At 35.9% G+C, this 14,960-nt stretch carries 10 protein-coding genes and 1 pseudogene; all 11 read right to left on the reverse strand.

All coding sequences use genetic code 11. From position 1 onward, the window contains the following. Positions 1 to 196 precede the first annotated feature (196 nt). Positions 197 to 1,699: an L-lactate dehydrogenase (quinone) gene (gene lqo / locus CD155_RS10470; RefSeq protein WP_103213283.1), complete on the reverse strand. Its 1,503-nt coding sequence runs from the start codon at positions 1,697 to 1,699 to the stop codon at positions 197 to 199. Between the two features lie 359 nt (positions 1,700 to 2,058). Next, complete coding sequence (locus CD155_RS10475) at positions 2,059 to 2,880, reverse strand: pyruvate, water dikinase regulatory protein (protein ID WP_002444468.1); 822 nt, start codon at positions 2,878 to 2,880, stop codon at positions 2,059 to 2,061. Between the two features lies 1 nt (position 2,881). Beyond that, entirely contained in the window at positions 2,882 to 5,509 is a 2,628-nt protein-coding gene (ppdK, locus tag CD155_RS10480; RefSeq protein ID WP_103213284.1) for a pyruvate, phosphate dikinase, read from the reverse strand. A gap of 705 nt (positions 5,510 to 6,214) precedes the next feature. Continuing rightward, complete coding sequence (mbcS, locus tag CD155_RS10485) at positions 6,215 to 7,801, reverse strand: acyl-CoA synthetase MbcS (protein ID WP_103213285.1); 1,587 nt, start codon at positions 7,799 to 7,801, stop codon at positions 6,215 to 6,217. Between the two features lie 174 nt (positions 7,802 to 7,975). Then, positions 7,976 to 8,446, reverse strand: coding sequence for an antibiotic biosynthesis monooxygenase family protein (locus CD155_RS10490; RefSeq protein ID WP_103213286.1), 471 nt, complete (start codon positions 8,444 to 8,446; stop codon positions 7,976 to 7,978). Between the two features lie 35 nt (positions 8,447 to 8,481). Further along, entirely contained in the window at positions 8,482 to 8,694 is a 213-nt protein-coding gene (locus CD155_RS10495) for a sterile alpha motif-like domain-containing protein (RefSeq protein ID WP_103213287.1), read from the reverse strand. A 153-nt stretch (positions 8,695 to 8,847) separates the two neighbouring features. Next, positions 8,848 to 10,077 (reverse strand): annotated as a pseudogene (locus CD155_RS10500) (MFS transporter). Positions 10,078 to 10,095: 18 nt separating this feature from the next. Then, entirely contained in the window at positions 10,096 to 11,271 is a 1,176-nt protein-coding gene (locus tag CD155_RS10505; RefSeq protein ID WP_103213288.1) for an amidohydrolase, read from the reverse strand. A 176-nt stretch (positions 11,272 to 11,447) separates the two neighbouring features. Further along, positions 11,448 to 13,166, reverse strand: a complete 1,719-nt coding sequence (gene betA, locus CD155_RS10510; RefSeq protein WP_103213289.1) for a choline dehydrogenase — start codon at positions 13,164 to 13,166, stop codon at positions 11,448 to 11,450. Beyond that, positions 13,150 to 13,299 (reverse strand): hypothetical protein, encoded by a 150-nt coding sequence (locus CD155_RS12980; RefSeq protein WP_172605801.1) that lies wholly within the window; start codon positions 13,297 to 13,299, stop codon positions 13,150 to 13,152. The genes betA and CD155_RS12980 overlap by 17 nt, the downstream gene beginning before the upstream one ends. An 18-nt stretch (positions 13,300 to 13,317) precedes the next feature. Continuing rightward, positions 13,318 to 14,808 carry a betaine-aldehyde dehydrogenase gene (gene betB, locus CD155_RS10515; RefSeq protein WP_103213290.1) on the reverse strand — a complete coding sequence of 497 codons (1,491 nt, stop codon included), beginning with the start codon at positions 14,806 to 14,808 and terminating at the stop codon, positions 13,318 to 13,320. Between the last annotated feature and the right edge of the window lie 152 nt (positions 14,809 to 14,960).

The raw sequence follows: 14,960 nt of genomic DNA on the forward strand, positions 1-14,960 counted from the left end.
AAATAATGTTTATATTTCTATTCTACAGTAATAACTGAGCATTTTATATAGTATTCTATATATTTTAATAAATATTTTTGAATTAAATAAAGTAGTTGGTTACTTATGTTTTAAATATTTTTTAGAATCATAAGACAAACAAAAAAACGTGCAAGATGTTTTAACATCTCACACGTTTCTCACGAGTTAACTTTAATTATTTAGCTTTATCGTAGTAACCTAATTCAAGATCTTTTGAAGTTTGTTTACGTATTTTTCTCATTAATTGTTCATCGTGAATTAATGATTCACCATAAGAAGGAATCATTTCTTTAATTTTTGGTTCCCAATCTGAAGTATATTCAGGGAAATTACGTTCTAAAACTTCTAAAGCTACAGAAACAGAAGTAGATGCTCCTGGTGATTCACCTAATAAAGCAATCACTGAGTGGTCTTCTGAATTTACAACTTCAGTACCAAATTGGATGAAACCTTTACCGTTTTCTTCAGTATCTTTAATCACTTGTACACGTTTACCAGCTGTGTATAATTGCCAATCTTCGTCACGTGCTTCAGGGTAGAACGTACGTAAATGGTTCATACAGCCTTCTTTAGTCATAATGACTTGGTCAATTGAGTATTTAATCAATGGCACGTTTTTAATAGCTACAGCCAATAATGTTGTAATATTGTATGGTTTAACAGATCTGAATAAATCTAAATTAGAACCAAATTTAAGGAATTTTGGTCCAATATTCGCAAATGGTCCGAATAATAATGTTCTTTCACCATCAATGTAACGTGTATCTAAGTGAGGTACAGTCATTGGTGGTGTACCAGGTGGTTCTTTACCATATACTTTGGCGTCATGTTGTTCAATAACTTGAGGGTTAGTACAAGCAATGAACTGTCCACTAATTGGGAAACCACCTAAGTGTTTACTTTCAGGGATACCTGTTTTTTGTAATAGTGGGATTGCACCGCCGCCAGCACCGATGAACACGTAATCTGTTTGATGTTCGAATACATCACCAGTGTTACGGTTTTTAATTTTAACTAACCATTTACCATTAGATAAGCGTTCAAAATCTACAACTTCATGATTGTATTGCACTTCCACATTTGGTGAGTCATGAAGGTTCTTAGCCATTTTACGAGTTAATGCCCCGTAGTTCACATCTGTACCTTCATCGATTTTACTAGCCGCCATAACACCACTGTTATTTTCGCGACCTTTCATCATTAGTGGAATCCATTTTTTCATTTCTTCAATATCCTCAGTATATTCGATGTTGTCGAACATAGGGAAATTCTTCATGGCTTCATAACGATCTTTTAAGAACTTCACATTATTTTTACCGCGTACAAAACTAATATGAGGTAATGGATTAATGAATTCTCTAGGGTTTTCAATTTGACCACTTTTAACTAAGTGTCCCCAGAATTGTTTAGAAATCTCAAATTGTTCGTTAATTTCTTTTGCTTTTTCGATATCAATTGAACCATCTGGTTGTTGAACTGTATAGTTCAATTCGCATAACGCAGCGTGTCCAGTACCAGCATTATTACGTTCGTTTGAACTTTCAATACCTGGACGATCTAGACGTTCATATAAGTGGATGTCCCATTCAGGCTCGATGCTTTTTAACATTGAACCGAATGTTGTACTAAGTACGCCGGCACCAATTAACACAACGTCTTTTTTCTCAGACTTTGCCATGTTGTTCACCTCTCCAAAAAATTGTATAAAAATGCTTACCAGTTCATTAGAGTTGTTCTTTTCAATCAAGTATTCCCTGCTTACAACTCCATGAATGAAAGAGTTTTCTCTACCCTTTACTAGTTATTACACTTATATGTTAAAACAATGCTAAGGAAATGTAAATTATTATAGCTAAGACAATTCATTTTTGTAATAATAACTTTTTTATAATAGAAATATGAATTACAAAATAAATTTTCACTTTCAAATAAGTGACTTCATACCTTTCATATTCCCTCCTTTTCATTCAAATTAAAAGCACATATCCGCTGACAAATGAAACTCATCATCGAATATGTGCGATAACTTTATATTTTCTATTTCTGCATTAAGAACTTTTCAATATAAAATGCTGATTCTTCAATTGATTTATATTCAGTATTAATCACAGTCGCATTTAATTTCTTAAAAACTTCTTCTGCATAAGACAATTCTTTCTTAATACGTTCCAAGCTATTATAGGTAGACTCAGCCGATAAACCTAGCGTTTCAGCCCGATTACGACGAATGTTTGCAATATAATTTGGACTTGCAGTTAACCCAAACACTTTCAAACCCTTCTGTTGATACACATTATCAGGAATTGAGACTTCAGGAACGAGTGGGATATTCGCAATCTTATATCCTTTATTCGCTAAGTACATACTTAAAGGTGTCTTTGATGTTCTTGAAACGCCAACGATGAGTGCATCCGCTTCTCCGATATCTGTAAAATGCTTGCCATCATCATATTTAACTGAATACTCAATCGCTTCAATTCGTTTGAAATATTCATCATTGAGTTTACGTAATGCTCCGCTCTCCATTAACGGCTCGGCGTGTGTATGATTTTCAATAATACGAATTAACTCTGACATATAATCTACATATGGAATATCGTGTTCTTTGGCAAATTGATGACCTAAAGCATTAAAAGATTCACTCACTAATGTTGTTGCAACAATTGCATGTTGTTCTTGAGCAAGTTGAAGAACATTGAGAAATTCCTGTTCATCCTTGATATAGGGGAATTTCTTAATTTCTACCTGTGTTAAATCTGGAAATTGGGTTAATGTTGCATGAATCATACGTTGCGCTGTTTCTCCAATTGAATCAGAAACTATAAATAACTTTAAAACTTGATCATTATTCTCTTTCACTTTATCGCTCGCTTTCCTCCGCCTGACTTTGAGCTGTAGCTAATATGGCACCAGGTACTCTGAATGGTGAACATGAAACGTAGTCGATATTCCATTTGTTGAATTGGTAAATTGATTTCGCGTCACCACCAAGTTCACCACATACACCAATCTTAATCTCTGGTTTAACCTGTTTAGCTCGTTCAACTGCTAATTGAATCAATTGCCCTACACCGTCTGTATCTAATGTTTGGAATGGGTCAAGCTGTAAAATATTACTTTCAGTATACACATTTATAAACTTCCCTGCATCATCCCTAGAGAAACCATAAGTTAACTGTGTTAAGTCATTCGTTCCAAAGCTAAAGAAATCACAATGTTTGGCAAGATGTTGCGCAATAAGACAAGCTCTTGGTGTTTCTATCATTGTACCAATAAGGTAATTGACCTTCGTATTTGCGTCATTTTCCAATTGAGTAATCGTTGCAGCTAAACGTTCTTTCAATGTTGTAAACTCTTCAACCGTTGATACAAGAGGAATCATAATTTCAGGCTGGCATTCGATATCCTCTTGTTGAAGCTTCAATACACTTTCAATAATTGCTTCCACTTGCATCTCATATAATTCAGGGTAAGTAACTGCTAAACGACATCCACGGTATCCTAACATTGGGTTAACTTCATTTAATTCAGCCATACGTTTGCGTAATATATCTGTAGATATATCTAGCTGTTGTGCTACGTTTTGAATATCTTCATCCGAACTTGGTAAAAATTCATGCAACGGTGGATCAAGTAAACGTACAATTGTTGGTCGGTCTTGAGATAATCTAAATATTTCTTCAAAGTCCTTCACTTGATACGTTTTAATCTTCTCAAGTGCTTCGACACGTTCATCGTGATTTGATGCTAATATAAATCGACGCATTTCCACCAGACGTTCTGGTCCAAAGAACATATGCTCAGTTCTTACGAGTCCGATTCCTTTCGCACCAAAGTTATATCCTGCTTGGATATCTTGAGGCGTTTCTGCATTCATTCTAACTTGTAAACGTGCAGTATCTTCTGACCACTCCATAAATTGTTCAAACGCATCACTATGCTCAGCATTTACAGTTTCAATCTCGCCTAAATAGATATCACCTGTAGAACCATCAACGGACACAATGTCTCCTTCATGCAATTCACCATCAGGATAATAGACAGTTTTATCCACTGTATCAATTTCAACATCTGAGCATCCAGTGACACAACATTTCCCCATTCCTCTCGCAACAACTGCTGCATGGGATGTCATTCCGCCATGTGTAGTAACAATTGCTTCACTTACAACCATACCTTCAATATCTTCTGGAGATGTTTCTGGACGCATTAATACAACTTTCTTTCCTTCATCCGCTTGTTCTTTCGCTTCCTCTGCAGAGAATACGATACTTCCTGTTGCCGCTCCCGGACTTGCTGGTAATCCTAACTTCGATATAACAGTCGCTTGTTCTAAGGCCTCTTCCTTAAAATTAGGATGCAATAACTGATCGATAGATTTTACATCAACTTTCGTTACAGCCTCTTCACGTGAAATTAAACCTTCGTTAACTAAATCAACAGCAATTTGAATTGCAGCTCTTGCCGTACGTTTACCATTACGTGTTTGAAGTAAATATAATTTACCGTTTTCAATCGTAAATTCAATATCTTGCATATCTTTATAATGTGTTTCCAATTGTTTTGTCACTTCTACAAATTCTTGATGAACATCTGGCATTTGTGATTTCAATGTATCGATGTCTTGAGGCGTACGGATTCCCGCTACAACATCTTCACCTTGCGCATTTAATAAATATTCACCAAATAATTTGTTCTCCCCAGTGACAGGGTCTCTCGTAAATGCTACCCCCGTGCCACTTTGCTCTCCACTATTTCCAAATACCATTTCTTGAACGTTAACTGCAGTACCAATATCATGCGGTATATCATTTAAATCTCGATATACACGTGCACGATCATTATCCCATGACTTGAATACCGCTTCGATCGCTTCTTCTAATTGTTTTAACGGTTCTTGTGGAAAAGGTTTATACACTTCTTCTCTATAAATTTCTTTAAATCTTTCACAAATTGTTTGTAAACCTTCAGCAGATATATCCGCATCGTTCTCGTAATTGTGTTGATTTTTAAAATCGTCAAAATATGTATCAAATGCAAGCATTGGAATACCATATACAACTTCCCCGAACATTTGTAATAAACGACGATAACAATCATAAGCAAAACGTGCATCATTTGTTTTCTCGGCGAGTTTCTTAACATTGTCATCGTTTAAACCTAAATTAAGAATGGTATCCATCATACCTGGCATAGAAATCTTCGCACCACTACGTACTGAAACTAATAATAAATCATCATCTGATGAGAAGGATTTCCCTGTTCTTTCTGAAAATGATGTTAAGTGATGAATCAATTGTGTTTTAACTTCAGAAGGTAATTGTTCATTTTGCTTTAAATAATCAATACAAGCCTCGGTTGTAATCGTAAAGCCATCAGGAACTGGTAAGCCAAGACGTTTCATTTCTGATAAATTGGCTCCTTTACCTCCTAATAAATCTTTCATAGAAATGCGTCCCTCATCAAATGCATAAATATATTGTGTCATTTTAGACCACCTCTTCATTTAATATGTCATACTAATCATTTTAGAGTATGTCATATTAGAAAAAGAATTACAACTATTTACATGAAAAGGATTTCATATTTATTACGATTTAGTGAATAACACATATTGAGCCAACAAAATCCCGGGTTAAAAAAATCGACGTAACGTTTGAATTCTCAATAGATATAAGGTGCATATTGATAAAAAATGCTCTAAGATAATTCTATTCCTGTGCGGATTCCTATATATATAACCAAGAAAATAAAATCCAAAAATAATAGCAGTAAGAAGGTTCAATTAGAAACCTTCTTACTGCTACTTTTATATTCAATACTTCGTATTGCTTAGCTCCCTTGCCGCGGGCATGGCTTGGGAGTGATACAGAATTCTAGAATTTAAGAATTCGTATTATCACCCCCGCAAAGATGATTAGATGTTGAGCCATTTTATGAGCTCAATATCAATCAGCTACTGCGAAGCCTGTCTTTTAAAAACCAACTGACTTACAAGTAGTCTCAAGACGCATGCTATTCCTGCAGGCGTGTCGCCATCAATACTACGTTTATCCATTGAGGATTAAGTTTTTGGCCCTGCCTCACCATATAAAGTTAGATTTTTAGTCCGACTTTTGAGGTGTACTTCATAAATAGAAATCATCTTAGAGCTCTATTTTAGGATTGATATGACATCCTAACTTATATTGTTTTAATTTTTGTTATGATACTTTGCAATTTCTACGTCGCGTAATTCAACACGTCTGATTTTTCCTGAATTTGTCTTAGGTAAGTCGTCAACAAATTCAATCGCTCTTGGGTATTTGTATGGCGCAACTTCATTTTTACAGAATGTTTGAAGTTCTTTAATAAGTTCTTCACTACCGTTATAGTCATTTTGTAAAATAACAAATGCTTTAACGATGTTACCTCGAATTTCATGGGGACTTGCGACAACCGCACATTCTTTTACTGCAGGATGATTCGTTAACGCATCTTCAACTTCAAAAGGTCCGATTGTATAACCAGAACTAATAATAATGTCATCACGTCGACCTTCGAACCAGAAATAGCCATCTTCATCTTTATGCGCTAAGTCTCCAGTGACATAATACTCACCGGCTGAAGCTGCTTTCGTACGTTCTTCATCTTTATAATAACCTTTAAATAGTGCAGGTAAGTCTAAAGGTACCGCTATATTTCCCTTTGTATGAGAAGGCACTTCATTACCATCATCATCAATAATAGTGACAAAACTACCTGGAATGCCTTTCCCCATTGAACCAGGACGAGGTTCAGTATCTTTTAAGAAACCAATAAGTAACGTACTTTCAGTCTGACCATATCCATCTCTTACTGTTAAATTAAAGTTTCTTTTAAATTGTTCTACTACTTCACGATTAAGAGGCTCTCCTGCTGATACTGCACTGTGTAAGTGTTCCAAATTATAATCTTGCAAGTTATTCAATTTGGCCATCATACGATACTCAGTTGGCGTACAACAAAGCACATTGATTTGATAGTCTTGTAGTAATTCAAGATATGTTTCTGGCTGGAAACGCCCATTATAGACAAAAGCTGTTGCCCCTGTACCTAGTATAGATAAGAATGGACTCCACACCCATTTTTGCCAACCCGGAGCAGCTGTTGCCCAAACAAGGTCATCTTCTTCAATGCATAACCAATGTTTAGGTGCCATTTGTAAATGTGCATAACCCCATCCATGAGAATGTGTAACAGCTTTAGGGTTCCCTGTAGTTCCTGAAGTATATGATAGAATCGCTAAATCATCACGTGAAGTGTCAGCAGTCTCTAACATATCACTTGCCTCAGCCTTTTCATCATCAATAGAAATCCAGCCTTGCTGATGACCTGCGACAATAAATTTAGTTAATTGTTCGTATTCTTTCACACCTTCGAATTCTTTAGTGAGTGAGTGCATCGCAATAACTGCATCAATCTCACCATGTGTAATTCTGTATTGAAGATCTTTCGTACGTAACATTTCAGAACTCGGTATAATGGCAATGCCTAATTTTAACGCTGCAATGTATAATTCGTAGGTTGCAATGGCACGTGGCATGATGATAAGTACTTTATCGCCTTTTTTAAGTCCATGATTTAAAAAGACATTACCCACTTTATTCGCATTATGCATAAGTTCTTCATAACTGACTGAGATATTGTCATGTTCATTATCTTTATAAATAACCGCTTTCTTAGAAGTGTTTGAAGCGTATTTTTCTATTTCAGAAATAATATTGTATTTCTCTGGTGCGAGTAAATCTGATTTATTCATAATTTTACTTCCTTTCAATTCACATTCATACTCATACTATCAGAACTTGATATCCTATCAAACGGATTCCCCTTGCATTATAATAATTTTCTGAATTTTCGTTATGTTAAACCTTGGTTACTCATAAAAAATAAGAAGTCCTACCCTCTAAATCGCTAAAGGATAAGACTTTATTTAAAAGACGTTTTCAAAGTCTATGTGTTCATTTAGTTTTTCTAACTCTACTCTTACATTATATGACAATTCTCGGTTAACAATCTGATGGTCGACACCTTTTGTTGTACCACGTTTTTTATGTGTCTCTGCGTATTCTCTAGAATTTTGCCAATCATAAAATGCCTGACGACTTTCCCATAATGTGACGATGATATAATGTCTACCATTAGTTTTAGGTCTAAGAAATCTTAATGCTTTAAAGCCTGGCACATCTTGCAAATGTTTATCTCTTTGTAAGAACTTATCCTCAAACATCTCTTCATGTCCCTCATTCACAAAAAGATGATTAAGCACACAAAATGTATCATTAGATAGCTGATTAATAGTTTCTAAGACTTCATAATATTGTTTATCATTATTCTTCTCAATCATAAAACAATCATCAGTTTCTTCTATAATATATGTTTTATAAGTGTCGTTGATTAACATGTATGATTCCTTCATTTCAATTCAATTTGTAAGTATTAAATTTTGCTTTGTTCGTATAGTGATAGTGACCGTTTAACAACTTCTATGAGTTCGTGATCAAAATTTTTAATTTGATTAAAATAGTGATCAATATTGTCAGCTACTGTCTCTTCTACAGGAAAATGTGCGTCTTGATTAACCCACTCAGCTAATTCACCTAAAGGCGTTTGATCACCAACAAAGCTTTGTATAAATTCATAGAAACTCACACGATCACCTCTTTTTCGTAATATAAATTAATACTATCACGAAATTACAAATAAAACATCATACCAAACTATATCACTTAAATTTTATTTGCAATTATAAAAAAGAAAATATCATAAAAAGGTTGCCATTTTTAAAAGAAACAATGATACTTTCTATAATGATTTTGTCTTTTGGTGAGGAAGTGTTAACCAAACAATAAAATATGCAGTAAACGCCATCATTGTATTAAACCATAGTCCGATCATCGCACCAAGTTTAGGGTCGAATAATGTGGAAAATATGCTATAAATTGCACCAGATATTGCTACACCAAAGGCACCACCTATAGAGGAAGCCATTTTATAGATCCCTGAGGCTACGCCTACCTTTTCTTCGGGTGAATTTGAAATAGCTGTATCAGTAGATGGCGTCGCAAATAATCCTAAACCTAATCCAAACAGCAAATAACCGAATATACATGAAACGATATACAGTGGAACAGGAAAGAATGTGATCGACATTAAAAAGATTCCAATCGTAGTCGACATTGTACCAATAAGCATAGGTTTCCTTGGTCCAAATTCTTGTAAGATTTTCTCCCCAACTCTTATCATTGCGAGGACCGCTATCAAATAAGTCACTGATAATAACCCTGTTTCAAAGGAACTTAAGCCTATACCTTGTTGTACAAATGCAATGGCTAACGACACAATCGCTACTGAAAAGAGACCTAATTGCGCAGATTGAGTAATGATAACATTGAGACTGAGCATCATAATGACAAGTAAAATGAGCCCAACAATATCAAATTTTCTTGTCTAAGTATTGTGATTCTTAGATTCTGGTGTCTCTTTAATTAATATTAAGGAAATAACGGAGACCACTATCGAAAAAATAAATATCCATTTCCAATCTAAGAATGTAGCAATGATACCTCCAAATAGTGAGGCAAAACCAGAGCCTCCCCAAGATCCAATGGACCAATAACTTAATGCTCTTCTACGATGGTTTCCGTGATAATACGCTTTAATTAATGATAATGTCGCTGGCATGATTGCTGCAGCAGATAATCCTTGGATGCCCCGACCTACTAATAATAATGGCGTAAAGTCAGTAATGATAATTAATAAAGAGCCGATAATATTGAGCCAAAGCCCTATCATAGTAAGGCGTACGCGACCAAAATTATCGGCTAAACTACCTGCCCCTACTACAAACATGCCACTAAATAAGGCGGTTAGACTAACCGCGATACTGATTGTACTTAAATAACTTCCGAATGAAGTTTGTAAAGTTGGAATGACATTAATTAGCGAGTTAGCAAACAGCCAAAATGTGATGACTGCAAGAACGATACCCGCTAAAAGTTGTCGTGTCCCATTATATTCTTGTTGCTGATTCATTGATGTTTCATTCTCCTTTTAACTTAAATAATCTAAAACAACAGTACCCACAGCTTCTGCAGCTACAAGCATTGATGATTCACTAATATTAAATTTTGGATGATGATGAGGGTAGATCTCTCCATCTTCTGGCGCTGCTCCCGAATAAATAAATGTACTAGGCAGTTCAGCAGCATAAAACGCAAAATCTTCTGATGGTGGTTGCGGTTCACAGATTTCTACACCTTTAATATCTTCTATTTTCGCATTTTTAATCGTTTCTGCAACATATGATGTAAAATCTGGATCATTATATAAGGCTGGATAATCCTTTTTAAATTCAAACTCACACGTAACGCCAAAGGTTTCTTCCAAACCATTAACAAGTCGTGTTAATTCGTCTTGAATGGTGTCCCTCGTAGCATCCGTGAGTGCACGTACGTCTCCTTCTATTTCAATTTGGTCTTTAATGACATTGAATTGGCCTTTACCATCAAAGGAACCGATTGTCACAACGCCTGTTTCAAATGGACTCAGTCGTCTAGAAACTACGGTTTGAGCAGTTGTTACAAAGTTCGCTCCAGCAACAATTGCATCATTTGCCATATGAGGTGAGGACCCGTGTCCACCCTTACCTTGTACCACTAATTTAAAATAAGCACGTCCGGTTTGAACAAATCCTTCTCGATAAAAGACTTTTCCTGCTTCCATCGTACTCATTACGTGTGCACCTAACACATGATCCACACCATCAAGCACGCCATCTTTAATCATGCTTTGGGCACCACCTGGTGGCATTTCTTCAGCTGGCTGATGAATAATCACAATTTTACCTTTGAATTGATCCTTCATTTCTATTAGTGTTTCTCCAAGAATGAGCATATACGCTGTATGTGCATCATGCCCACAAGCATGCATCACACCTTTATTTTTAGAGGCAAATGAAAGTCCGGTTTGTTCTTCAATTGGTAGTGCATCAAAGTCTGCACGTATCGCAAGTGTCTTCTCAGGCTTACCGCTATCAACCGTCACTTTGACACCATTAGGCCCTACATTTGTTTCAACATCACAATCTTTATCTTTGTAGAAGTTTGCAATGTATTGAGGTGTCTCTGTTTCATGAAATGAAAGTTCTGGATGTTCGTGAAGATAACGTCTCATCTCTATCATTTTACTTTCTTTTTCACGTAAACGTTTAATTAATTCTTGATTCATTGAAATCCTCTCCTCAATACAATTATAAAACTTAATTGCGAAAGAATGTTGTGCAGTGTCTTTTTACTATATATTTAAAAAATGTTAAACACAAAATATCGTTGGTATCTTTTCCACATAAAAAAGCACACCTCAATTAATGATAATTGAAGTGTGCGCGCAGTCTTATTTATGAATTAATGTTGATAAAATGGATCGTCTTCCATAGCGCCAGCTTTTTCGTCATGAACACCATGTTTATAATAATCTACATATTGTGGTTCAAGTGGTTGTCTGCCTCGAATAATGTCGGCTGCTTTTTCAGCTAACATTAATACTGGTGCGTGAATATTACCATTTGTTGTACGTGGCATTGCTGAAGCATCTACGACACGTAAGTTTTCCATGCCATGCACTTTCATTGTTAATGGGTCTACAACTGCCATTGGGTCAGAAGAAGGTCCCATTTTCGCACTACAAGATGGGTGTAATGCCGTTTCACCATCTTTACGAACCCAATCTAAAATTTCTTCATCAGTTTGTACTTCAGGTCCTGGTGAAATTTCTCCTCCATTGTATGGATCCATTGCTTTTTGTTTAAGAATATTTCTAGCAACTCGGATTGCTTCTACCCATTCGCGCTCGTCTTCTTTCGTTGATAAGTAGTTAAACACGATGCTTGGCTTTTCAAATGGATCTTTAGATTTAATCTTCAAGCTACCTCTTGAATTTGAATACATTGGACCCACGTGTACTTGGTAACCATGTGCGACAGGGGCTTTCTGACCATCATAACGTACCGCAATTGGTAAGAAGTGGAACATTAAGTTAGGATAATCTACCTCATCATTTGACCTTACGAATGCACCACCTTCAAAGTGGTTAGACGCTGCCGCACCTTTACGTGCGAAAATCCATTGTAATCCGATGAAAGGCATACGTTTAACATCAAGGCTTGGTTGTAATGATACAGGTTCTTTACATTTATGTTGAATGTAAACTTCCAAGTGGTCTTCAAAGTTTTCACCTACACCTGGTAAATGTATACGTGGTTCAATTCCTTTAGATTTTAGGAATTCTGAGTCACCGATACCAGATAATTGTAGTAATTGAGGTGTATTAAATGCGCCTCCAGATAAAATGACTTCGTTTGCTTTGACTGTTTGTTCTTTACCATTTTTCTTAAATGTTACACCCGTTACTTTTTTACTATTATTCTCGTCAAAGTTTAACTTAGTAACGAAAGCACGTGTCTCAACATCTAAATTTCTACGTCTCATAGCTGGACGTAAATAAGCTCTAGATGCTGACATACGGCGTCCATGGTGGACTTGACTATCAAATGGTCCGAATCCTTCTTGTCTAAAGCCATTCACATCTGGCGTTTTATGATAACCTGCTTCAACACCTGCATTAAAGAATGATTTAAATAAAGGATTTGTTGCTGGTCCACGTTTTAATTTAACTGGTCCATTATGTCCGCGAACTTTATCATATGGTGACGCACCGTATGTAGTTTCTAACTTTTTAAAATAAGGTAAGCAGTGCGCAAAGTCCCATGTTTCCATGCCTTTAGGTTCTGCCCAACCTTCGTAATCCATTGGGTTACCTCTTTGATAAATCATTCCGTTGATTGAACTTGAACCGCCAAGTACTTTCCCTCTGGCATGATCGACTTTACGTCCCATATGTGGTTCTTCTTCAGTTTGATATCTCCAATCATAGAATGGGTTACCTGAAGGGAACATAAGCGCTGCTGGCATTTGAATAAATAAATCCCAGAAATAGTCACTGCGTCCTGCTTCTAATACTAAAACATTTTTATCTTTATCTTCAGAAAGACGGGCACCTAGTACTGAACCTGCACTACCGCCACCGATAACGATGTAATCATATGAATCATGTTTTCTTCTCATCGAATTCGACCTCCAAAATTGATTTGTTTTCTTTGTTTTTCAACATCTCTTTCTTAAAAGGTTTCACATATTGAAGTGAGCGCTCTTGTTCGAATTTAGCGCTCACTCGCAATTGTTTTTCATTTTTAATCATAAATTATGAACTTATGACTTATTTACTAAACCAATTAACTGGTTCTGGATTAGTATTCGTTAAGATATGCTTTGTAATTAAGTACTCTTCAAGACCTTCTTTACCAAGTTCTCTACCGATACCTGATTGTTTATAACCACCCCATGGTGCTTGAGCGAAATAAGGATGGAAATCATTAATCCAAACTGTGCCAAGTTTTAATTTATTCGCAACGCGTTGTGCCTTACCCATATCTTTAGAAAATACAGCACCCGCTAAACCATAAATAGAATCATTAGCTAAACGGATTGCTTCTTCTTCGTCTTCAAAGCCTTCCACAGTAACGACTGGACCGAAGACTTCTTCTTGTACAATACGCATTGAAGTATCACAATCAGTGATTACAGTAGGTTCGAAGAATAAACCATCTTGTAAGTCTTCACGCTCTGGACGCTTACCACCGATAGCAATTGTGGCACCTTCTTGTTTTGCAATTTCCATGTAATTTTCAATTTTCTCACGATGTGCAGTTGAAATCACTGGTCCCATTTCAGTATCTTCATCAAAGCCGTTACCTACTTTTATCTTACTTACACGATCGATAAGTGCCTTTTCAAATTGATCTTTAATACTGTTGTGTACTAGAATTCTTGAACCTGCAGAGCACACTTGACCTGCGTGGAAGTAGCCACCATTTAAAGCTTGGTCTACTGCTAACTCGAAGTCTGTATCGTCAAAGATGATATTTGGATTCTTACCGCCTAGTTCTAATGCCACTTCTGTTACGTTATCTGCCGCTTGTTTCATAATATGTTTACCAGTTTCGATACCACCTGTGAATGATACTAAGTCAACTTCTTTATGACCTGACATCACGTCACCAACTTCAGAGCCAGCACCTAATACTAAGTTAATTGTACCTTTAGGGAAACCAACTTCTTCCATTAGTTCAAATACGCGAATCGTAGTTAAAGGCGTAATTTCACTAGGTTTCATCACTAGAGAGCAACCTGTCGCAAGCGCAGGTGCAATCTTCCAAGATGCTTGTAATAAAGGATAATTCCATGGTGTAATTTGTGTTACAACGCCGATTGGTTCTTTAACAACCTTGCTTTCAGAATTCGGAATTGGCGTGTTGATGATCTCGCCACCATCTTTATCCGCTAATCCTGCGAAATACATGAACACATTATGAATATCATCCATATCAGCATATGATTCTTCTAATGTTTTACCTGTATCTAACGTTTCAAGTTTCGCGAGCTCTTCACGATTTTCTTTAATTTTATCTGCAACAGCTCTTACTTTTTTACCTCTAACTTCAGCTGTTTCAAGTGACCATTCGCCCTCTTCAAATGATCTTCTTGCTGCTAGAATAGCTCTTTCAACATCTTCTTTTGTACCTTCAGCTACAGTAAAGATGACTTCTTGATTGTAAGGATTTATGATATCTCTAGTATTTTTATTTGAACTTTCAACCCACTCACCATCAATATATTGGCGATTGGATAATTTATCTACAAGTTCCATCAAAACAACCTCCGTTAAGTTTGTTAAATTTTTATTTAACGAATTTTACAAATTTATGTTAGCATAAGTATTGAAAACGTGTCAATTTCTTAAAAAATATTTGTAAAACGCATGTTATAAAGTCAAAGTAAGTTACAATAACAACTATGACA

Origin of the sequence: Staphylococcus caprae, assembly GCF_002902725.1 — a bacterium.
GTDB lineage: Bacteria > Bacillota > Bacilli > Staphylococcales > Staphylococcaceae > Staphylococcus > Staphylococcus caprae.